Here is a 21275-nt window from a genome sequence, read left to right on the forward strand (position 1 = left end):
GATTACTCTCCTTCGTCCAGACTCTCCACGCGGATGCGTGTCGCGGGACCGGCGATATCCGCCATCGCTTCGATTTCGCGAATCGCGTCGTTCATGTGGCGCTCTTTGGTGCGGTGCGTCAGCAGGATGATCGGTACGAGCTCCCCTTCCGTCGCCTCTTTTTGAACCAGCGCCTCGATGGAGATGCCCTGCTCGGCCAAAATGGTCGCCACCCGGGCCAGCACGCCGGGGCGGTCGACCGCCAAAAGGCGCAGGTAGTACGCGGTGGTGATCTCTTCCATCGGCATGATACGAAGCTGGTTCGCATCATCGTTGATGCCGCTGAAGGCCAGGTACGGCACGCGGTAGTGGTGGTCGGTGGTGATATCCCGGGCCACGTCCAGAATGTCGGCCACGACCGCCGAGGCGGTGGGCTCGGCGCCGGCGCCGGCGCCGTAGTAAAGCGTGGGGCCGACCGCATCGCCCATCACCGCGATGGCGTTTTTGACGCCATGCACGTTGGCCAGAAGCCGCTCCTTGGGAATCAACGTCGGGTGCACGCGAAGCTCGAGCCCCTGGTCGGTACGCTTGCAGATGCCCAGATGTTTGATGATGTAGCCCAGGTTATCCGCCTGATCCACGTCCTCGGCGGTGATGCGCGCGATGCCTTCGGTGAAGGCTTTGTCGAACTGCAGCGGCACTCCGTAGGCGATAGACGCCAGAATGGTCAGTTTATGGGCGGCGTCGATACCTTCCACATCGAAGGTGGGGTCGGCCTCGGCGTAACCCAGCGCCTGGGCTTCGGCCAACACGTCCTCGAACGCCCGGCCTTCATCGCGCATATGGGTCAGGATGTAGTTGCCGGTGCCGTTGATGATGCCCGCCACCCAGTCGATACGGTTGGCGCCCAGGCCCTCGCGCAGGGACTTGATGACCGGAATACCGCCGGCCACCGCGGCCTCGAACGCCACGATCACGCCCTTTTCGTGGGCGGCGCGGAAAATTTCGTTGCCGTGCACGGCGATCAACGCCTTATTGGCGGTAACCACGTGCTTGCCGTTTTCGATGGCGGTGAGCACCAGCTCCCGGGCCACGTCGTAGCCGCCCACCAGTTCGACCAGCACGTCGACATTGGGGTTGGTGGCCACCTCGAAGACGTCCGAGGTGGCGTTGATGCCGGTAATGTCGCAGTCGGGGTGAATACTGCGATGGGCGACCTGCTCGATCACGATGGGCCGGCCGGCGCGGCGGGCAATATCCTCCGCGTTACGCGTCAATACGTTGAACGTGCCGCCGCCGACCGTTCCCAAACCACAAAGGCCTACTCTTACCGGTTTCAAAATACTTCCCCCTTTTGCTACGTGCTGCGTCTTAACGTTTGAATTGGCGTGCGCCACGCGTGGCGGCGTTATTCGTCTTCCAGGCTTAGTCGTCCAAGCCTAACATGCCCACCAGCCGGTCCGGGGGTACAAATCCTGGCACCATCTGGCCGTCGGGCAAAATGATCGCCGGTGTTCCCTGCACGCCAAGCGCCATGCCGAGCTCGTACTGCTCGCCGACCGGGTTGTCGCATACGCTGCCCGCCAGGGTTTCGCGCTGCTGGGCCCGGGTCATGGCTTCACTGCGGTTATCCGAGCACCAGGCTTTTTCAAGCGTAGTGGCCGCATCGCTTTCCATGCCGGCCCGCGGGAACGCCAGGTAGTGTACGGCAATGCCGCGCTCGTTGAGCTCGGGCACGGTCTCGTGCAGGCGCTCGCAGTAGGGGCAGGTTGGGTCGGTAAAGATCACCACCGTCGCACGGGGCTCGTCCACACCGCGATACACGAAGCGCTCGGACTCCGGCACCTCATCGAGGGCCGCCACGCGCTGCTGGTTCTGCGCCTGCTCGGTCAAATTGACCAGCCCCTGCTCGGCGTTTTGGTACAAATCGCCCACCAGAAAGTAGCTGCCGTCTTCATTGGCATAAAAAGACTCGCCGTTTTCCAGGCGCACCTGATAGATGCCGTCCATCGGCGTCTCGTTGACCTGCTCAACCGGCATCCGCTGGCCATTGACCTCGAGGCGCTCGGAAAGGGTCTGGGCGTTGGCGTAAGCGAGCCCGGGTAACAGGCTCGCGCCCAGTAAAAACAGTGAAGCAAGGCGCGTGTAAGGCGGCGCGCCGGCCGTGAACGTGGTGCGTTGACCCATGGTCTTCAACCTCGTGGATGATGATCTGCGTGCAGTTGCTCCAGGCGCGCCTGGGCAACGTGCGTGTAAATTTGCGTCGTGGACAGGTCACTGTGCCCAAGTAGCAGCTGTACGACCCGCAAATTGGCCCCATGATTCAATAAATGCGTCGCAAAGGCGTGGCGCAACGTATGGGGCGACAGCGGGCGCGTGATGTTAGCCGTTATCGCGTGAATTTTAATCCGATGCCAGAAGGTTTGTCGCGTCATGGCTTTGTCCCCGCGGCCGGGAAACAGCGCCGGCCGGGTGATGTCCTTCATTAGCGCCGGCCGAGCGTTTTTGATATAGGTTTCGAGCCACTGAATCGCTTCGTCGCCCATGGGCACCAGCCGGTCTTTATCGCCCTTGCCGCGCACGCGCACCACGCCCTGGCGCAGATTCACCGCGTCGCTCGAGAGCCCAACCAACTCCGAGACGCGCAGCCCGCAAGCATAAAGCAGCTCCAGCATGGTGCGGTCGCGAAGCCCCAGCGGGGTTGCGGTATCCGGCGCCAACAGTAGCCGCTCTACCTCGTCCTCTTCTAACGTATTGGGCAGGCTCGGGCGCACCCGGGGCAGCGCCACATCCGCCAGCGGGTCCCGGGCAATGTGGCCATAAAGCTGCGCCCAGCGGTAAAAGCTACGCAGCGATGAAAGCAACCTGGCGTTGCTACGCAGCTGGTAGCCCGCTTCTTGACGCTCATCGAGCAGCCCGGTGAAACGTCCAGAGCTTGGTGCCAGCAGGGGTTCGTCAAAGCGGGTCAGATACGCTTGCCAGGCACTCAAATCGCGCCGGTAGGCCGCTAACGTATGATCGCTTGCGCCTTGCTCGAGCCACAGGGCGTCCAGAAAGATGTCGATATCGCTCATGGGTCAACGTATCCAGGCTTTGAAGCGCGCCAATAAAAAAACCCCGCCCCGCAAAGCGGTGACGGGGTTTTGTATCCGGGCGCCGGCAAGGCGCCCGGGAAAAGCGGCGATTAAGCCAGCTTTTCCTTGATACGAGCCGACTTACCGCTGCGCTCACGCAGGTAGTAAAGCTTGGCTTGACGAACGTCACCGCGACGCTTGACTTCGATAGAGTCAACCAGCGGGCTGTAGGTCTGGAAGGTACGCTCAACGCCCACACCGTGAGAGATTTTACGCACGGTGAACGCGGAGTTCAGGCCACGGTTACGCTTACCGATGACCACACCTTCGAAGGCCTGCAGACGTTCGCGGGTACCTTCTTTTACTTTCACCTGAACGATGACGGTGTCGCCGGGGGCGAAGCCAGGGATCTCTTTGCTCATTTGCTCGTTCTCGAGCGCCTGGATCACCTTGTTTTTACTGCTCATGTTGCTTACTCCTGAATAACGTAATGGTTCGCCACGCAATGGTGGAAGGGGCAAACCGTGATCCCGGCGCTCGAAGCGAGCTACGCGGGAGTCGTTATGGGTGACGCAGGTGCGTTACGCCCTGCACCGCCGCCCTGGCCTACCCGTGGGCCTGGGCGTGTTCTTCGATAAACTCGTCGAGCAGACGCCGCTGCTCGGCACTCAGCTCGCGCCCTTCCAATAAATCGGGTCGGCGCTGCCAGGTTCTGCCTAACGACTGTTTCAACCGCCAGCGTTTGATGGCGCCGTGATGGCCGCTTAAAAGCACATCGGGCACGCTCTTACCGTCGATCACTTCCGGACGCGTATAGTGCGGGCAGTCCAGCAAGCCGTCGTTAAACGAGTCTTCGATGGCGGAGTCCTGATGCCCCAGTACGCCGGGTATCAGCCTTGCCGCCGCGTCGATCAACACCATGGCCGGCAGCTCACCGCCGCTTAGCACATAGTCGCCAATCGACCACTCTTCGTCGATGTCACTCTCCACCACGCGCTCGTCGATGCCTTCGTAACGCCCGGCAACCACGACCAAAGGGCCCGCGTTGACAAGCGTTTCGACGCCTTTCTGGTCAAGCTTTCGCCCCTGAGGTGAAAGGTAAATCACCTTGGGCACCTGACCATTCAGTGCCTGGCCCTGGGCCTTTGCATCGGCAATCGCGCCGCGCAGTGTGTCGACTTTCATCAGCATGCCTGGGCCGCCGCCGTAAGGCCGGTCGTCCACGCTGCGATGCTTGTCGGTGGCATACTCCCGCGGATTCCAGAACTCGAGGGCGATCTGACGCCGCTCGACCGCTCGGCCCACCACCCCTTGACGGGTAATGGCTTCGAACATTTCGGGAAAAAGCGATACCACGCCGATCCACATAGCGGGCGCCGTCGGCTCACTTTCCATACCGGACGTCTCGGTGCGGGAATCGATGTTCGAATCGATCATCAAAACTCAGGGTCCCACTCGACGATCATCTTGCTCTCGTCCAGGTCGACCTCACGCACCACGTCATCGGGCAGAAAGGGCACCAGCCGCTCGCGCCGGTCGATGGCGTTCTCATCACCGCGCACCACCATGACATCGTTCGCGCCGGTTTCAAACAGGTAGCTCACCTGCCCCAACCGCTCGCCTGACACCGTGAAGACCTGTAAGCCTTCGAGCTCGTGCCAGTAGTACTCGTCGTCGGCCAGTTCGGGAAGGGCTTCTTTGGGCAGCAGGATCTCGGCCTGGGCCAGCGCTTCGGCGGCCGTACGGTCATTGATATCCTTGAGCTGCACCACCAGCGCCTTACCCTGGCGACGCCCCGTAATGACCGGCATACGCGTCAGGGTCTGGCCCTGGCGCACCCACCACTCCGGGTACTCCAAAATACTGTCTATCGGATTCGTGTAGGAGTAGACCTTGAGCCAACCCTTCACCCCGTGGGGGCTTGTCAGCTTACCCAATACGACATGAGCGTCGTCAACCTGGCTGGCGTCAACACGGGTCATTCACCAACGCTCCTACTACTATATCCAGCGCCGGGGTATCCAGCACCACAGTATCTCGGTCTCCGCATCGCGTTTCTCGATACGGCACTTCTCGACAGACTTACGCCTGCTTGCTTGCTTCTTTAACCAGCTCGGCAACGCGGCCGGAAAGCTGTGCACCGTGGCCCTGCCAGTGTGCAACGCGCTCCAGGTTTACGCGCAGACGCTCTTCCTGACCACGGGCAACCGGGTTGAAAAAGCCAACGCGCTCGATGAAGCGGCCATCACGCGCGTTGCGCGAGTCGGTCACGGTCAGGTGGTAAAAGGGACGCTTTTTGGCGCCACTACGTGCCAAACGAATGGTAACCATACGATAACTATCCTTCGGTTGAGGTTACGAGAGTGGAGCATGGCGCACATCGCCATCAGAACACTCATCATGCAGTTTCCGGTACGCGTTACCTGTACAGGGGTTACTAAAACCCAAGTGCCTGATACGTACCGTTTTTCCAATACTTCACGGGCAGATCGAAGCAGCGCGACTGGCGCAAAGCCCTAACACCCACGCATGAAGAGGCCGCATTCTACGCAAATGCGGCCAACTTGGAAAGTCTGGCCGCCAGAAAACTCATAAGGCGTCAACCAGACACACTCTTTTGAAGGGCGAGCCTTAACGCCAGGGCAGCCCACCGCCGCCGCCCATGCCGCCGGGGCCACCCATACCGCCAGGTCCACCGGGGCCACCACCACCGCCGCCCATCATGCCGGACATGCCGCGCATCATCTTCTGCATGCCGCCTTTCTTGCCGGCTTTCTTCATCATCTTCTGCATCTGCTTGTGCTGCTTGAGCAGGCGGTTCAAATCCGGCACCTGAAGACCGGCGCCGGCGGCGATACGCCGCTTGCGCGAGCCGTTGATGATGTCCGGTGAGCGGCGCTCCTTGGGCGTCATGGAGTTGATCAGCGCTTCGAGCTTGCCCATCTCTTTTTCCGGGCCCGGGCCCTGGGCCATTTCAGCCATTTGACCCATGCCGGGGAGCTTACCGAGCAAGCCCCCCATGCCGCCCATCTTCTTGAGCTGCTGGAGCTGCTCGCGGAAGTCCTCGAGATCGAAGCCGTCGCCCTTCTTGACCTTATTGGCAAGCTGGGTGGCCTTGTCCTTGTCGACGGTGCGCTCGGCTTCCTCGATCAGCGAGAGCATGTCGCCCATGCCGAGGATGCGCGAGGCGACGCGGTCCGGGTGGAACGGTTCGAGGGCGTCGACTTTCTCGCCCATCCCCATGAACTTGATGGGCTTGCCGGTAATGTGACGCACTGACAGCGCCGCACCGCCGCGGGCGTCGCCGTCGGCCTTGGTGAGGATCACGCCGGTCAGCGGCAGCGCTTCGTGGAACGCCTTGGCGGTGTTCACCGCGTCCTGGCCGGTCATGGCGTCGACGACGAACAGCGTCTCGTCGGGGGTGATCGCCTTATGCAGCGCCTGGATCTCAGCCATCATCGCTTCGTCGATGGCCAAACGGCCCGCGGTATCGACCAGCACGACATCGTGGAACTGAATTTTGGCGTGCTTGATGGCGGCGTTCGCGATGTCGACCGGCTTCTGGTCCGAGCTCGACGGGAAGAAGTCGACCTCGACCTCTTTCGCCAGGGTCTCGAGCTGGTCAATGGCCGCCGGGCGGTAAACATCCGCCGACACCACCAGCACTTTCTTCTTTTCGCGCTCGCGCAAAAAGCGGGCAAGCTTGGCAACGGACGTGGTTTTACCCGCGCCCTGCAGACCCGCCATCAGCACAACGGCGGGGGAGCTTTTCAGGGTCAGCCCTTCGTTGGCCTCGCCCATGATCGCTTCGAGCTCTTGCTGAACGATCTTGACGAACTGCTGGCCCGGCGAGAGGCTTTTAGATACTTCCTGGCCGACGGCGCGCTCACGCACGCGCTCGATGAATTCCTTGACGACGGGCAGCGCCACGTCTGCTTCCAAAAGTGCCTTACGCACTTCGCGAAGCGTTTCCTTGATATTGTCATCGGTCAGGCGCGCCTGGCCTTTAATCGACTTCAGCGTCTGGGAAAGACGCTCGCTCAGATTCTGGAACATGGGGCCTCTGCCTTTATCGCTGCCGCCGGGCGTAGACGCCGCCGGACGTGTGTAGGTTCGATTATACGCGCTCAACGCGCGAGTCTCTATGGCTTCTCGCGATACACTACTGTGCGACGCTTTACGATTGGTTATAGTAGGCGCTAGTCTCTCGGCCTGACTGATTATTCTTAGCCGTGTTCATCAACGACGTGTTTATCGACCACCGGGTTATCGACGACCAGACGTATTAATCGACAACCGGGTCATCGACGACGTTTCTTAACCTTACGCGCGCGAAGCGCACGGATAGCATCATGCAGGCGCTACCTTTCGCCACCATCGCTTTTGTACTCTACATCGCCGCGGCCATCTGGCAGGGCATGACGCTGTTCCGCCGGGTGCCCCCGCGGCGGGCCATGGTGCGCCTTCTGGGCGCGCTCGGGCTTTTGCTGCACATACCGGTCGTGGTCATGCTACTGGGTGAGGCGCCGGGGCTTTTGCCCGGCTTTTCCACCAGCGTGACGCTTTTGATGGCCGTGGCGGTGAACGTGGTGCTGGTCGCAAGCTTATTCAAGCCGGTGCTGAATGCCAGTATCGCGCTTTTCCCGCTGGCCGGAGTCGCGCTGATTTTCGCCACTTGGCTTCCCAACCAGGGGAGCCATACCGGGCTTACGCCGGGCATTTTACTGCACGCGGCAAGCTCGGCGCTGGCCTTTGCGGTGCTGGCGATTGCCGCGGTTCAGGCCGTGCTGGTCGGGCTGCAAAACCAGGCCCTGCGCCACCACCACATTCGTGGCATCGTGCAGTCGCTCCCACCGCTGACTACCATGGAGCGGGTACTGTTCGAGCTGGTATGGGCAGGGGTGCTGCTGCTCACGCTCTCGATCGCAAGCGGTTTGATCTTTCTCGACAACCTCTTCGCCCAGCATTTGGTGCACAAGACCGTGCTCTCGATCGCCGCCTGGGTCATCTTCACGACGCTTTTGATCGGGCGCTACCGGTTCGGCTGGCGGGGCATGCGCGCCGTGCGCTGGACGCTGGGGGGCTGTCTGCTTTTGATCCTGGCGTACTTCGGTAGTAAGTTCGTGCTGGAAATAATCCTTAACCGCTAGCCGGGCCGCGAGGGGGTTCTTGACAGACACCCCACGTGCTTCTAAAAACGAGCTTGATACGCCATAAAGGAACTTTCGACTTGAGCGACGATTTCCCGCTGGGATTACTGTTCGGCCTTCTAGCCTTACTGATACTGCTATCCGCCTTCTTCTCGAGTTCTGAAACGGGCATGATGTCGATCAACCGCTACCGGCTCAGCCATCAGGCCAATAGCGGTGACCGCCGAGCCAAGCGGGTCATGCGCCTTTTGACCCGGCCTGATCGTTTGATCGGCGTCATTCTGATCGGCAACAATTTCGTCAACAATCTGGCGGCGTCGATTGCGACCATCATCGCCATCCACTTCTTTGGTGAGGTGTCGGGCCCGGCCATCTCCACGGCGCTTTTGACCATTATCATCCTGATTTTCGCCGAGGTGACGCCCAAGACCTACGCGGCGATCAAGCCCGAGCGCATCGCCTACCCCACCTCGATGGCGCTGGAGCCACTGCTGAAGCTTCTCTATCCGCTGGTCTGGCTGGTCAACGCCGTTTCCAACGGCCTGCTGCGCCTGGTCGGGGTCAAAAGCGTCGATAGCGGCGGTGACAGCCTGACCCGGGACGAGTTGCGTACCGTGGTTCATGAGGCGGGTACGCTGATTCCCTACCGCCACCGCGCCATGCTGCTGTCGATTCTGGATCTCGAAAACGTGACGGTAAACGACATCATGGTGCCGCGCCACGAGGTGCTGGGTATCGACCTGGACGATTCGCTCGAGGATATTCTTGCCCAGATTCGCACCAGCCAGCACACCAGGCTCCCGGTTTACAAAGGCGATATCAACAACATCATCGGCATGCTCCACCTGCGCAACGCGGCGCGCTTTCTCTCCCGCGACGAAGTCACCAAGGCGGCGGTGGTACAAGAGGCGCGCGAGCCCTACTTCATTCCCGAATCCACACCGCTACACACGCAGCTTTTGAACTTTCAAAAACAGAAGCGGCGTATCGGCATCGTGGTGGACGAGTATGGCGACGTGGAAGGGTTGGTCACGCTGGAGGACATTCTCGAAGAGATCGTCGGCGAGTTCACCACCGATGTCTCGGAAGACGAAGAGATTCATCAGCAGGATGACGGCAGCCACGTGATCGAAGGTACCGCTAACATTCGCGAGATCAACAAGATGCTGGGCTGGCAGCTCCCTACCGATGGCCCCAAGACCCTCAACGGGTTGATTTTGGAGCATCTCGAGGCGTTCCCGGAAGGGCCGGCGTCGCTGCAAATCGGCAATACACGCATGGAAATTCTGGAAATCCGCGACAACCTGATCACCTCGGCGCGCTGCTGGCCGCTTTTACGCGCGCCCAGGCGCTAGGCCAGGCTACATCTTGTTCTGCGGTGCCTGGCCGCGCTGGGCGATGTCCAACTCACCGGCGGTCTTGAGCGCCTTCACGCGCGCCTCGAGATAAGGGCGCAGCGCCGCGCCTTCGGCGTCCTGGGCCATCACCGGCGGGCCGAAAGTAAGCCGAACCGGCGCACGAAAGCGCGACGGCCACTTCTTGAACGCTTTGCCGCCGCAGTGCGACGTCCAGGAGCCCCAGAGGCCGGCAAGCCCGGCGGGAATCACCGGCACGTTGTCCCGCGCCAGCATGGTCTCCAAACCGCGCCGGAAGGCCTGGAGTTCCCCGTCCGGCGTCAAACGTCCTTCGGGAAAGATCATCACCACCTCGCCGTCGCGCAGTGCCTCGCTGATCATCTCAAGCGTACGGCGAAGCCCCGCTGGCGTTCGCCGCTCGGATTCGACCGGAATCGCCCCGACCAGCAAAAACCACCACTTGAGCCAGGGCGAGTCGAAAATCGGCTGGTCCATGACAAAGCGCAGCGGCCGGGGGCTGCCCCCGCCCAACACCAGCGCATCCATGAAGCTTACGTGATTGCACACTACCAGCGCCGCGCCCTTGCGGGGCACGTGCTCGCGGCCGCGAACGCGCAGCCGGTAGCTTAGCCGCATGGCGATATAGATGGCGTAGCGCAGCACGTAGCGCACCGGTTTGACGAGCCGCGTCACGCGGGCGCACCCTGGGCGCGAAGGCCAGCCAGCACGGTGCATAAAAGCTGGTCCAACAGTTCATCGACCTTGAGCTGCTGCCCCTGCCAGTACCCCAGGCGCTCGTTCAGCCCCAACTGCACCAGACCATGCACGCTGCCCCACAGCGTGCGCCCCAGCCGACGCGCCTCCATGTCGTCCAGCGCGGGCTGGTAGCGCTTTAGCGAGGTTTCCACTTGGGTAAATAGCGCCTCGATCAAATCGCTTTGGCGCTGATCGAGCTCGCCCTCTTCGGCCAAGGGGTAGTCGAACAGCAAATGCCAGCGGTAGCAGCCCGCCTCGGCGAAGTGCCAGTAAGCGTGGGCCAGCTCGCGAAGCCAAGGCTCGGGCTCGTCTTCCGTCAGGCTCTCGATGGTTTGCTGCAGCTGCGCCAAGGTTTCCACGTTGACGTGCTGCAATAAATTGTTAAAGCTGCCGTAAAGTTTGAGCAGCGTACTCGGCGCGCACCCCACGTCCCGGGCCAGCGCACGCAGCGATAAACCGTGGACGGGCCGCGAGGCCAGCCACTCGTCGCAAACGTGCATGACCTGCGCATGGAGGGTATCGGGCGCATGCTGTCGGGGACGGGCCATGGCGATCTCTTCAGGTCAGGCAAAAAGGCGAATGCCTCAACGCACTTGAGTTTGAGCAAGGGTTAATATAAGACAGGATACCTCACATCGAACACTGTTTTCGATACTAATGCACGACATTTAGCGTATTCTTGTCGCCCCGCGCCCAGCATATTTAACACGGGTTATAAGGAGACAGGCATGACGGGACGCCTACACGTGCAGCGCCTATCGCTTTCCCGCATGGTGCCCGAACTCAGTCAAAGCGACCCCTTCATTAGTTCGCCCAATTTAGCGCCGCGCCAGCCGGTATCGGCCCTTCGCCTGGAACAGGGCGTTATTCGTCACACGCCGCTTTTTTGGGGGCTAACGCCGCCCTGGCTCAAGGTGCTCGACCATGCCCCGCACTGCGCCCGGGCCGAGTCGCTTGACAAGCGGGCGATGTTCGAAGAAGCCTTCAACGCGAGACGCTGCGTCATTCCCGTGACCGGCTTTTACGTATGGCAGCAGCGCCCCGGCGGCAAGCAGCCCTACCTGGTCACCGCGACCGACCGTGCCCCGCTGCTGCTGGGGGCACTCTGGTGTCGCTACCACACCACGCTGACCGCGTTTAACGATTCCACCGCCTTGATCAGCGTGCCAGCCAACGTCTGCTTGTCCACGCTGACCGACCGGCTGCCACTGGTCATCGAGCCCTCGGCACTGGATCGCTGGCTGGACCCGGCAAGCTCGTCAGAGCACTTTCATGCGCTGATGACCCCGGCACCTTTGGAACTGTTGGGCGCCTTTCCGGTATCAAAGAGTGTCAATAACCCAGCCAACCAGTCGGCTGCCTGTGCTCACCCGCAAGGGGCCATGCTGCGATGGACCGCGCCCGAGGAGTTTTAATGTTACGCCCACACCCTACCGCCCCTGCCTTGACCTTACGCTACGCCGCGGCCGGCATGGTACTCAGCCTGACCGGGTATGCCCCTGCCCTATGGGCCGAGGAAGCGCCGGTGGCCGAGGTCACCACTCCGATCACGAGCCCCTTCGATGCCCGCGACTACCGGGTCGTGACCCTGGAAAACGGCCTCCACGCGCTGCTGGTCAGCGACCCGGAGGCCGACAAGGCAGCCGCTTCGATGAACGTACGAGTGGGCAGCGCCCAGGACCCGGACGATTTATTGGGGTTGGCCCACTTTCTCGAGCACATGCTGTTTCTCGGTACCGAGCCTTACCCCGAGCCCGACGCCTACCAGAGCTACATTGTCAACAACGCGGGCTCGCACAACGCGTTTACCGCCCAGCAGGACACCAACTACTTCTTCGACGTGGCGCCGGATGCACTGCCCGGGGCGCTCGACCGCTTCAGCGCGTTTTTCCTCTCGCCGCTTTTCAACGCCGACCAGCTCGAAAGCGAGCGTAATATCGTCCACTCCGAGTACCGGGCACGCATCCGCGACGATTCGCGCCGGGAAAGCGACGTGCTCGACCAGGTATTGAACCCGGACAACGCGACCACCGGCTTTGCCGTGGGCAGCCGCGAGACCCTGGCAAGCCCCCCGGAAGGCGAAACGAGCCTGCGCGACCGAATCATCGATTTTTACCACCACCACTACGATGCCAACGTCATGAACCTGGCCGTGGTCGCCCCGCAGCCGCTCGATACGCTGGAAGAGTGGGTCGTGGAGCGCTTTGCCGATATTCCGGACAACGGCCTCGAGGCGCCGGTCATCGACGAGCCGCTGGCGCTAAGCGATGACCTACCGATCTATATCGAGCGCCAATCCTTCGAGGACCGCCGCCAACTCAACTTCTACTTCCCGGTGCCGGACCCCACCAGCGATTACCGCACCAAGCCCTCGCAAATGGCCGCCCACCTGCTGGGCGATGAAAGCGAAGGCAGTCTTTTAGCCGTGCTACGTGAGGCGGGGCTGGCCTTTGGGCTCAGCGCCGGCGTGGGCCGGGGCGACGGCGAACACGCGCTGTTCGTGGTGTCCATCAACCTGACGCAAAGCGGCGCCGAGCGCCTCGACGACGTTCAGGCCACGCTCTTTGCCGCGGTGAACGAGATCAAACGCGAGGGGATCGAGGACTGGCGCTTCGAAGAGCAAGCCGCGCTTGCCGAGCAGGCGTTTCGCTTTCAGCAGCACGGCGACCCGCAAGGCGAAGCCACCCGCCTGGCCATGAGCCTTTCGCGCTATCCGGTCGAAGACGTTCAATACGCGCCCTACCGTATGGACGGCATGGATAGAGACGCTCAGCAAGCGTATCTGGACGCGTTGACCCCCTTCAACATGATCCGCGTCTACTCGGCGGCGGAGGTCGAAAGCGATTCCGTCTCGCCCTGGTTCGATACCCAGTGGCGTAAGCTTCCCGCCCCCGAGGCGAGCGGTGAAGCGCTTGGCGGACTGGCGCTTGCCAAGCCCAACCCCTTTATCGCCAGCGACCTGAGCCTGGAAGAGGGTCAGGACGAGAGGCCGGACGTCCTGATGGAGGCGCCGTCGTTTACCGCCTGGCACATGCAGGATAGCCGCTTCAACACGCCAAGCGTCGAGTGGCGCATTAGCCTTCAGCACCCCAGCGCGAGCTACTCCGCCGAGGAAGCGGTGCTGACGCGTATGCTCTCGGGCTGGCTGAACGACAGCTTGAGCACCTCGCTGTATCCTGCCTGGCTTGCGGGCCAATCCTTCGACGCCTACCCCCACGCTCGGGGCATGACGCTGGCGTTTTCGGGCTGGCGCGACGGCCAAACGCCGTTTATCGAGCAGGCGATCGAGCAGTTGAAAACCGCCGAGATCACCGACGAGACCTTCGAGCGGGTGCGCTACCAGCTCCAGCGCGAGTGGCAAAACGCCCCGCAGGCGCCGCTCTACAATCAGGCCGGCCGCTTGGTGGGCGAAGCACTTCTAACACCGCAGTGGGATAGCCGCGCGCTGTATGCAGCCAGCCAGCGTCTCGAGCGCCACCACCTGGAAGACTTTCGAGAGCGTTTTTTAAGTGAGCTGTACGTCGACGCCATGGCGGTGGGCAATCTCACCGCCGAGCAGGCGCGCGATGAAGCCGCACTGATTCGCAACACGCTGCGCCCGCGCCTGACCCGCGAAGATATTTTGGATGTAACGCCGCTGGCCATCGATGAGGGCGGCGCGGTGCTCCACCCGGACAGCGCCCGGGACGAGTCGCTGGTGCTTCGCTACGTTCAAGGGCGCGACCAAAGCGACGACGAGCAGGCTGCGCTCATCGTCATTGCCCAGTGGCTGAATACCGCTTTCTACCAAACCCTGCGCACCGAGCAGCAGCTCGGCTACGTAGTGAGCGCCAGCTATTCGCCGCTGCTGGACGCCCCGGGCATTGCCTTTATCGTTCAGTCGGCGGATGTCGAAAGCGACGAGATCGCCCGGCGCATCGAGGGCTTTTTGGAAAGCGCCACCGACGAGCTTGAAACCCTGGATGACGAGACGCTTGCGCCTCACCGTCAGGCAGTGGCCAGCCGCTACGCCCAGCGCGATACGAGCCTTTCCGGCATGGCCGGACGCTACTGGCAGGCCACCGCGCGCACGCCGATTCGCTTCGACCGCCGCGAAAAGATGGCCGAGCAGGTACTCGAGGTAAGCGCCGATGACATTCGCGCCGCCTGGCCTTCGCTCATGGAGCGCACCCTGGACGTGCGCTTCGATCCGGGTGATGCCCCCAGCGACACCGCCGCCTACCGGGCGAGCCTTGAGCCCTTCCCCGAGCGCACCGATGAACGCGAAGCGCCCTAAAGCGGCGCTTTGACCTCCCCGCTCAGGCGTCGAACGCCTGAGCGGGCAGCATCGCCTCCACGAACATCACCACCTCTTCGAGCACCTGGCGCTGGTAGTCGGTCAAACGCTGCTGGTTGTAGCCTTCGATTTCGCGAGCGAAGGCTTTTAGCGTAAAGCCGGAAAGCGCCGGGTCGTTCAATCGCGCCCAGCGAAATGCCTCCCACTGCTCGCGCTCTTCGCCTTCCAGGGTATCGGGGTAGTTGCGCGCGCGAAAGCGAAACAGCATCTCCTCCAGCCGCGGGTCCTGAAAGGGAAAGCGCTGACCGACCAAATCCCAGGGCGCCATTTCCCGAACCCGCTCCATCTGTTGGCGATCTGCCGCGGAGAAGAAGCTGCCCGAGTAGAGCATCAGATCCGGGTCCTGGGGGGCGTCATCGAAGCCTGCGTTGAATACCTCGGCCACTTTTTGAGCAACGCCCGAAAGGTCCGCGCGCAGCGCCTTCCAGTGTTCGCGGCACTGCTCGACGTCCATCCCCAGGCGCGCCTGAATGTCGCCGTACTCACCCTTTTGGGGGCCTTCTACATCCTTCAATGCCGTGGCGGGAAATACCACCGGGCAGCGGTTGATGTGAATCACCTTCAGCGGAATACGCGACTCGCCCTCGGCCAGGTCTTGCTGGCTGACGAAGACCCGCTGGCGGATCTGCTCGACACTCAGCGATGTGAGCTCACTTGGGTCGGCGCTCAGGTCGAAAACGATCACGCCATTGGGGTTGGTGGGGTGCTCGGCCAGCGGCATGACCAGCGCGCTGCAGGCGCGGCTGGCCGGGTAGCGCCGGGAGATGTGCAGCACCGGCTTGGCGCTTGCCACATCGAGCTGGGCCGCCACGGCGCGCTTGCCGCGAAGTCCCATCAGGTAGTCGAAGAGTCTGGGATTTTGGGCTTTTAGTAGCCTTGCCAGCGCGATGGTCGCGCGCACGTCCGCTAGCGCGTCATGGGCGCCTTCGTGGGCAATGCCGTTGGCCTCGGTCAGGTCTTCGAGCTTGAAGCTCGGCGCGCCGTCTTCACGTTGGGGCCACTCGATCCCCTGGGGGCGCAGCGCGTAAAACGCACGCACCACGTCGATCAAATCCCAGCGGGAGTTGCCGTTTTGCCACTCACGGGCGTAAGGGTCGAGGAAGTTACGGTAAAAAAGATGACGCGAGACTTCGTCGTCGAAACGCAGGCTGTTATACCCCACCGCGCAGGTACCAGGCTCTGCCATGAGCGCCTGTACCTGGCCGGCGAACTCGGCTTCCGCCAAGCCGTGGCGCTGGGCTTTTTGCGGGGTAATGCCGGTGATCAGACAAGCGGCGGGGTGCGGCAAGGCGTCGTCACTGGGCCGGCAGTAGATCTCTACCGGCTCACCGATCTCGTTGAAGTCGGCGTCGGTGCGCAGCGCAGCGAACTGCGCGGGGCGGTCGCGGCGCGGGTCGGCGCCGAAGGTTTCATAATCGTGCCAAAGAAAACTGGCAGGGGCGGCGTTGGCTGGCGCCATGTGCGGATACTCCCGTGAACGTATCCCGCCAGCCTACAACAACGCCGTTATACAAAAAAGTTCAAACCCGGCACGGGCGCCCGCACCCGGCCCCGCCACCCTGCTCGACTCACTTCATGCCGCCCTCTCGCTCACTCCTTGGGCAAGGTGACGTTGAGCTCGAGCACCGAGCAGTTGTCTTCGCTGTCCAGCGACACCTGAATGGCGTCGTCCGCGACGTGCACGTAGCGGCGCACTACTTCCAGAAGTTCGCGCTCGAGCATCGGCATGTAGTCCGGCTGGCCGCGCTGGCTGCGCTGGTGGGCCACAATGATTTGCAAACGCTCTTTGGCGACCGAAGCGGACTTCTTGCGCTCGCGCTTCAAGAATTCCAGCAGTTTCATCGACGACCTCCCCCAAACATGCGGTTCAGAAGACTTTTACGCTGTACTTCATGAAAGCGTAGCGGAATCTCTTCGCCCAAAAGGCGCGAGACGGTATCGGCGTAAGCCTGACCGGCGTCGCTTGCGCCGTCGTGGGTGACCGGCACGCCCTGGTTCGACGCCCGCAGCACCGCCTCGGACTCCGGAATCAGCCCGATCAAATTGATCGCCAGGATCTCGCGAATGTCTTCGAGCGTGAGCATATCGCCGGAGGTCACCCTTGACGGGTTGTAGCGGGTGATCAGCAGGTGTTCCCTGACCGGGTCCAGGCTCTGTTCGGCGCGGCGGGTCTTGGAGCCCAAAAGCCCGAGAATACGGTCCGAATCGCGCACCGAGGAGACTTCCGGGTTGGTCACGACCACCGCTTCGTCGGCGAAGTACATGGCCAGTTGCGCGCCGCGCTCGATCCCCGCGGGGGAGTCGCAAATCACGAAATCGAAGTCCCCACGGAGCTGCTCGAGCACTTCGTCCACGCCTTCCTGGGTTAGCGCGTCCTTATCGCGGGTTTGCGAGGCCGGCAAAATAAACAGGTTTTCTACGCGCTTGTCGCGGATCAGCGCCTGGTTGAGCGCCGCCTCGCCCTGAATGACGTTCACCAGGTCGTAAACCACGCGCCGCTCGCAGCCCATGATCAAATCCAGGTTACGCAGGCCCACGTCGAAGTCGATGACGACGGTTTTTTTGCCGCGCAGTGCAAGCCCGGTGGCAATGGCCGCCGCGCTGGTGGTTTTACCGACCCCCCCTTTACCTGAGGTCACTACAATAATTTTGGCCAAGAGTCATTTCCTTTTAGAGGTCGTTACATCGCGGGGGGATATTTTTATCGTCGTCGCGCGCAACGAGAACATCAATGTCAGTCAGTAGACGTATCAATACGGCCTTACTGTAACGAAAAGCAACCTGTACGTCGCTACGCCCGTCGCCCTCCAAGGCAAACGGCGTATCGACTTCAGGTTTACGCTAGCAGTTTGATCTCGAGCTGCTCCTCGGAGAAGTGTACCTGGGCGGCGGCGCCTAAAAGCTTCGGGTCGATATCCTCGAGGCGCTTGTAGTTACCCGCCACGGAAAGAAGCTCCGCTTCGAGCTCGCGGCAGTAGATGCCGGCGTGGGTATTACCGTGAATGCCCGCAAGCGCGCGACCGCGAAGTGCCCCGTAGACATGAATACTGCCCGCAGCCAGCACCTCGGCGCCGGCGTTGACCGCGCCGATGACGATCAAATCACCTTCGGCGGCGCTCACCTGTTGGCCCGAGCGCACGGTACCGCGAAATAACCGGGTCGCCACCGCCACGGGGTCGCTGCCCGCCTCGACGGCGGGTTCGACCGGGGCGCTGGTGGGCTCTACGCTTTCAAGGGCTCGCGCTCGGCTCTCTTCGACCGGGGCGAACCAGCCAAGGCCGAGCGCCCAGGCCGACTGGCGAACCGGCTCCGGGCCGCCGCGTACCGCGACCGGCAAAAGCTTGTGGTCGCGGCACACCGCGCAAATACGCTCCAGGGCCAGGTGCGGTTCATCGAGCTTTTCCACGCTCAGTACAACCGGTGTATGCTGAAAGAACGCGGGGGATTGTGAGAGTTTGCCGGCCAGTTGACGCCTGATCTGCTCGGGGTCGGCACTGCTTAACTCCATGACCGTCATGGGCAGCATGCCGCCTTTAAAGGTAAAGGCGTTGTCGGCACTATCGGCATTGAGGCTCATGGCCGAACTCCATGTCATGTTCAGGTAAGATAATCGTAGCGCAATCTCGCGCCGGGGATGTGAAGGCCCGCTGGATTCCAGGCGCAAAGTCACATTACCAATGGCAAAGCTAAGCGACAGCGCCGGTGACTGCAACTACCAAAGCACCGACGACTGATTTTTTTCACGCGACGCACCTTCTTGCAGGATGATTCATGCACGGACTGTTAAGACGCCTGTTCGCGCCTCGGTGGCAGCACCCCGACGCCGAGGTCCGCCTCAAGGCACTCCATCAACTGGACCCACAACAATCAGAACAGCGCGAGGCCTTGAAAGCGCTTGCCGATGATCCAAAACCCGATATCCAGCTTGCCGCATTGCAGGCACTGGACGATATCGAGACGCTGGTCAGCCGCCTTCCCGATCAGGGCGAGAATGCCCCGTGGTATAACGCCGCCCTGGAACGGCTCACCGGTCGTCAGGGCCAGACCAGCCTTCACACCCGGTGTCAGCTTACCGCTACGCTAACCGATAAGGCGCTGCTAAACGATATTGCCCTGCGCGGCGACAACCTGGATTTGCGCCTGACCGCCCTGGCCGCGCTGACCGACGACGCCGATTTGATCCACCAGGCGTGCCACAACGGCGTGGCCAGCGTCCGCCACCGGGCCGCCGAGCGTATCGAAGACGAAGAGAGCCTGAAGCGGCTTTTAAAACAGGCGCGCCGCGACCGCCACGTCATGCGCCTGGCGCGGGAAAAGCTGGACAAACTTCGCCACGACAGCGCCTGGCTCGAGCAGCAAAAGGCCCGCCGCGAGGAGCTTTTAACCAAGCTCGAGCAGCTCGCGGGCGCCCCCTGGGAGCCGCTTTACGGCGGGCGCCTTCGCCATCTGGAGCGCGAATGGCGAAAGCTCGAACACCCGCCGAGCGCCGACCAGGAGGAGCGCTTTCATCGCGCGAGCCTGGGCGCGCGCAAAACCTTGAGCGACCACGAAACCCAGGAGCAGGCCCGCCAGCAGAACCAACTTCACCGCGACGAAGTGGAGACCACCCGCGAGCAGCTGCTGGCAGGGCTGGAGCAAACCTTGCGCGGGCTCGATCACGCCGAGGCCGTAACGCTCCAGGATATCGACAGCCTGCGCGCCCAGCGCCAACTTTTGGGCCAGCGCTGGCAGTCACTTTCCGACCAGCACGCCGCGCCGGAAACCGCCCAGGCGCGCTACACCCAGGCGCTCGATGAGTACGAGCGCGTCATGGAGGCCTGGCAGCGCTGGCAAAGCCACCAGCCCGCCTTCGAAACGGCGCTGGCCAACCACGACCTGAAGACGCTTGCCGAGCTTACGTCCTCGCTTGCCTGGCCCGAGACGCTTTCCAAACCAGCGCTTCTACAGCGCGCCCTCGAGCTTTTTGCGCTCGACCAGCAGCAAAGCCAACGGGATAGCCCCTCTTTGGAGGCGCTCGACGCCGAGCTCGATAACTTCGAGCACATGCTCGAGCGTGGCGCGTTCAAAAGCGCCAGCCGGCTTCACCAGCGCCTGAAACCCACCCTCGAGGCGCTCGACACGCCAAAGGCCAAACCGCTCAAGGCGCGCTTGAAGCACCTGGGCGCGCAGTTGGCCGAGCTTCGCGACTGGCGCGGCTTCGTGGCCGGGCCCAAGCGCGAACAGCTCTGTACGAGCATCGAGGCGCTCGCCGACGATACTTACATGGCCGAGCCGGCGCTGGACCGCCGCCACCGCCAGCTCGTCAAGGAGTGGAAGGCGCTGGGCGACGCGGCGGCCAGCCGCGAGCTTGCGGCGCGCTTTCGTCACGCATCGGAGCGTATCCACGAGCGCCTGGCCCCCTGGCGCGAGACGCTGGAGCAGACGCGCAGCGCCAACCTTCGCCGCCGCGAAGAGCTCTGCGAACAGCTCGAAACGCTTTGCGAGCAACCCTCTGAAAACGCCGACCCGGACGTGCTGCGCGAAATTCGCGACAAGGCACGCCACCAATGGCGCGAATACGCCCCGGTGCCGCGCGAGGCCTCGGAAGCGGTGGGCCGGCGCTTTGGCAAGGTACGCCACCGACTGCAAGCACTGATCGACCAACGCGCCGAGCAGATCGCCGCGCAAAAGCGGGCGTTGATCGAGGAGGTTCAGGCGCTTCTACACGACGCCGAGCAGCCACTCAACGAGCGCATTCAGCGCGCCAAGACGCTTCAGCAGCAGTGGCGAAGCCTGGGCCGGGCGCCCAAGGGCGAGGAGCAGGCGCTCTGGAAACACTTCCGCCACGCCTGTGACCAGCTCTTCGCCCAGCGCGACGCGCATAAAAACGAGCAAGCGGCCCGCCAGCAGCAGAAGCTCGACGACATGCAGACGCTCATCGACGAAATGGATAGCTGGCAGCCCGCCAAAGCCGATGACGCCACCACCCTCGAGGCTTTCATTCAACGCGCCCAACAGTTGGAGCCGCTGCCGCGCAACCGGCGAAGCGAAGGGATGCAGCGCCGCTTGAGTGGGATCGTTCGCGCTCGGCGCGACCGGCTGAGCCGCCTGGCGGTGGCGGCCATCGTGGATCAGTGGCAGGCGCTTACGCCGCTGATCAAGGCGCACCTGGCCGCCGACCACGCCGCCCTCGAGCAGTCAGCCGCTACCCCGGTGGACGCCGCTGACGTCTTGGGGGCACCGCTTTCCGGCGCGTTTTTGAAAGCCCACCAGCGGCGCAACGCCGCGCGCGGCAACGCCCAGCCCTTTTCTGACCAGGCACACCAGGCGCTCAACGAGGCGCTGGCGAAGCTTCGCGTGCACCTTTCGCTACTGGCGGTGGGTAGCGTCAAACCCCAGGACGAGCCGCTGCGCCTGGCCATTCAGGTCGAGCGTTTGAACGAAGGGTTGAGCGGCGAGCGCAGTCAGGCCGAAGAGACCCAGGCGATTCTCGAGGCCCTTTTAGCGCTCGGCCCCATGCCGAACGAGATTTGGCAACGCGAAGCCGGTGAGCTCGATAGCCTGCTGGGCCATCTGGCACAACTACCCTCGCCTGGCGCACCAGGCGAGCACTAAAAAAGGGAGGCTTTTGGCCTCCCCCTTTTAT

The 21275-nt window shown here is 62.5% G+C and carries 19 protein-coding genes; 5 read left to right on the plus strand and 14 right to left on the minus strand.

Translation table 11 applies throughout. The features are described from left to right. Nucleotides 1-2 precede the first annotated feature (2 nt). The 8 genes from ACWHRL_RS15805 to ffh all read right to left on the minus strand — a co-directional run bounded on the left by ACWHRL_RS15805 (nucleotide 3) and on the right by ffh (nucleotide 7109). Nucleotides 3-1319 carry a homoserine dehydrogenase gene (locus ACWHRL_RS15805; RefSeq protein WP_447530018.1) on the minus strand — a complete coding sequence of 439 codons (1317 nt, stop codon included), beginning with the start codon at nucleotides 1317-1319 and terminating at the stop codon, nucleotides 3-5. 85 nt (nucleotides 1320-1404) lie between these two features. Next, on the minus strand, nucleotides 1405-2166 hold the full coding sequence (locus ACWHRL_RS15810) for a DsbC family protein (RefSeq protein WP_447894416.1): 762 nt from the start codon (nucleotides 2164-2166) through the stop codon (nucleotides 1405-1407). 5 nt (nucleotides 2167-2171) lie between these two features. Continuing rightward, nucleotides 2172-3053: a site-specific tyrosine recombinase XerD gene (gene xerD, locus ACWHRL_RS15815; RefSeq protein ID WP_447894417.1), complete on the minus strand. Its 882-nt coding sequence runs from the start codon at nucleotides 3051-3053 to the stop codon at nucleotides 2172-2174. Between the two features lie 110 nt (nucleotides 3054-3163). Next, nucleotides 3164-3520, minus strand: a complete 357-nt coding sequence (gene rplS, locus ACWHRL_RS15820; RefSeq protein ID WP_447530021.1) for a 50S ribosomal protein L19 — start codon at nucleotides 3518-3520, stop codon at nucleotides 3164-3166. A 139-nt stretch (nucleotides 3521-3659) separates the two neighbouring features. Next, on the minus strand, nucleotides 3660-4421 hold the full coding sequence (gene trmD, locus ACWHRL_RS15825) for a tRNA (guanosine(37)-N1)-methyltransferase TrmD (protein WP_447896187.1): 762 nt from the start codon (nucleotides 4419-4421) through the stop codon (nucleotides 3660-3662). Nucleotides 4422-4489: 68 nt separating this feature from the next. Then, complete coding sequence (rimM, locus tag ACWHRL_RS15830) at nucleotides 4490-5035, minus strand: ribosome maturation factor RimM (protein WP_447530022.1); 546 nt, start codon at nucleotides 5033-5035, stop codon at nucleotides 4490-4492. Nucleotides 5036-5135: 100 nt separating this feature from the next. Beyond that, nucleotides 5136-5384 carry a 30S ribosomal protein S16 gene (gene rpsP / locus ACWHRL_RS15835; RefSeq protein WP_447530023.1) on the minus strand — a complete coding sequence of 83 codons (249 nt, stop codon included), beginning with the start codon at nucleotides 5382-5384 and terminating at the stop codon, nucleotides 5136-5138. 300 nt (nucleotides 5385-5684) lie between these two features. Further along, nucleotides 5685-7109 (minus strand): signal recognition particle protein, encoded by a 1425-nt coding sequence (ffh, locus tag ACWHRL_RS15840; RefSeq protein ID WP_447530024.1) that lies wholly within the window; start codon nucleotides 7107-7109, stop codon nucleotides 5685-5687. Nucleotides 7110-7405: 296 nt separating this feature from the next. On the opposite strand from ffh, the gene ACWHRL_RS15845 reads away from it, so the two are divergent. Then, entirely contained in the window at nucleotides 7406-8203 is a 798-nt protein-coding gene (locus ACWHRL_RS15845) for a cytochrome C assembly family protein (protein WP_447530025.1), read from the plus strand. A gap of 80 nt (nucleotides 8204-8283) precedes the next feature. After that, nucleotides 8284-9558, plus strand: a complete 1275-nt coding sequence (locus tag ACWHRL_RS15850; protein ID WP_447530026.1) for an HlyC/CorC family transporter — start codon at nucleotides 8284-8286, stop codon at nucleotides 9556-9558. Between the two features lie 6 nt (nucleotides 9559-9564). Here ACWHRL_RS15850 and ACWHRL_RS15855 read toward each other — a convergent pair whose 3' ends face one another. Both ACWHRL_RS15855 and ACWHRL_RS15860 read right to left on the minus strand, forming a co-directional pair. Continuing rightward, nucleotides 9565-10251: a 1-acyl-sn-glycerol-3-phosphate acyltransferase gene (locus ACWHRL_RS15855; protein ID WP_447530027.1), complete on the minus strand. Its 687-nt coding sequence runs from the start codon at nucleotides 10249-10251 to the stop codon at nucleotides 9565-9567. After that, nucleotides 10248-10862, minus strand: coding sequence for a TetR/AcrR family transcriptional regulator (locus ACWHRL_RS15860; protein WP_447530028.1), 615 nt, complete (start codon nucleotides 10860-10862; stop codon nucleotides 10248-10250). Before ACWHRL_RS15860 ends, ACWHRL_RS15855 begins: the two co-directional genes overlap by 4 nt. A gap of 180 nt (nucleotides 10863-11042) precedes the next feature. On the opposite strand from ACWHRL_RS15860, the gene ACWHRL_RS15865 reads away from it, so the two are divergent. Both ACWHRL_RS15865 and ACWHRL_RS15870 read left to right on the plus strand, forming a co-directional pair. After that, complete coding sequence (locus ACWHRL_RS15865; RefSeq protein WP_447894418.1) at nucleotides 11043-11729, plus strand: SOS response-associated peptidase; 687 nt, start codon at nucleotides 11043-11045, stop codon at nucleotides 11727-11729. After that, a complete protein-coding gene (locus ACWHRL_RS15870) occupies nucleotides 11729-14590 on the plus strand; it encodes an insulinase family protein (protein ID WP_447894419.1) in 2862 nt (953 codons plus the stop codon). The genes ACWHRL_RS15865 and ACWHRL_RS15870 overlap by 1 nt, the downstream gene beginning before the upstream one ends. A 22-nt stretch (nucleotides 14591-14612) precedes the next feature. Here the strand turns inward: ACWHRL_RS15870 and sbcB are convergent, their stop codons facing one another. The 4 genes from sbcB to minC all read right to left on the minus strand — a co-directional run bounded on the left by sbcB (nucleotide 14613) and on the right by minC (nucleotide 18227). Next, nucleotides 14613-16109 carry an exodeoxyribonuclease I gene (sbcB, locus tag ACWHRL_RS15875; protein WP_447894420.1) on the minus strand — a complete coding sequence of 499 codons (1497 nt, stop codon included), beginning with the start codon at nucleotides 16107-16109 and terminating at the stop codon, nucleotides 14613-14615. 131 nt (nucleotides 16110-16240) lie between these two features. Continuing rightward, nucleotides 16241-16492, minus strand: coding sequence for a cell division topological specificity factor MinE (gene minE / locus ACWHRL_RS15880; protein WP_447530032.1), 252 nt, complete (start codon nucleotides 16490-16492; stop codon nucleotides 16241-16243). Next, entirely contained in the window at nucleotides 16489-17307 is an 819-nt protein-coding gene (gene minD, locus ACWHRL_RS15885; RefSeq protein WP_447530033.1) for a septum site-determining protein MinD, read from the minus strand. Before minD ends, minE begins: the two co-directional genes overlap by 4 nt. A gap of 179 nt (nucleotides 17308-17486) precedes the next feature. Beyond that, nucleotides 17487-18227: a septum site-determining protein MinC gene (minC, locus tag ACWHRL_RS15890; RefSeq protein WP_447894421.1), complete on the minus strand. Its 741-nt coding sequence runs from the start codon at nucleotides 18225-18227 to the stop codon at nucleotides 17487-17489. A 194-nt stretch (nucleotides 18228-18421) separates the two neighbouring features. Between minC and ACWHRL_RS15895 the strand changes: the two genes are divergently transcribed. Next, nucleotides 18422-21244: a DUF349 domain-containing protein gene (locus ACWHRL_RS15895; protein ID WP_447894422.1), complete on the plus strand. Its 2823-nt coding sequence runs from the start codon at nucleotides 18422-18424 to the stop codon at nucleotides 21242-21244. Nucleotides 21245-21275 lie beyond the last annotated feature (31 nt).

The organism is Vreelandella sp. GE22, from assembly GCF_968212445.1.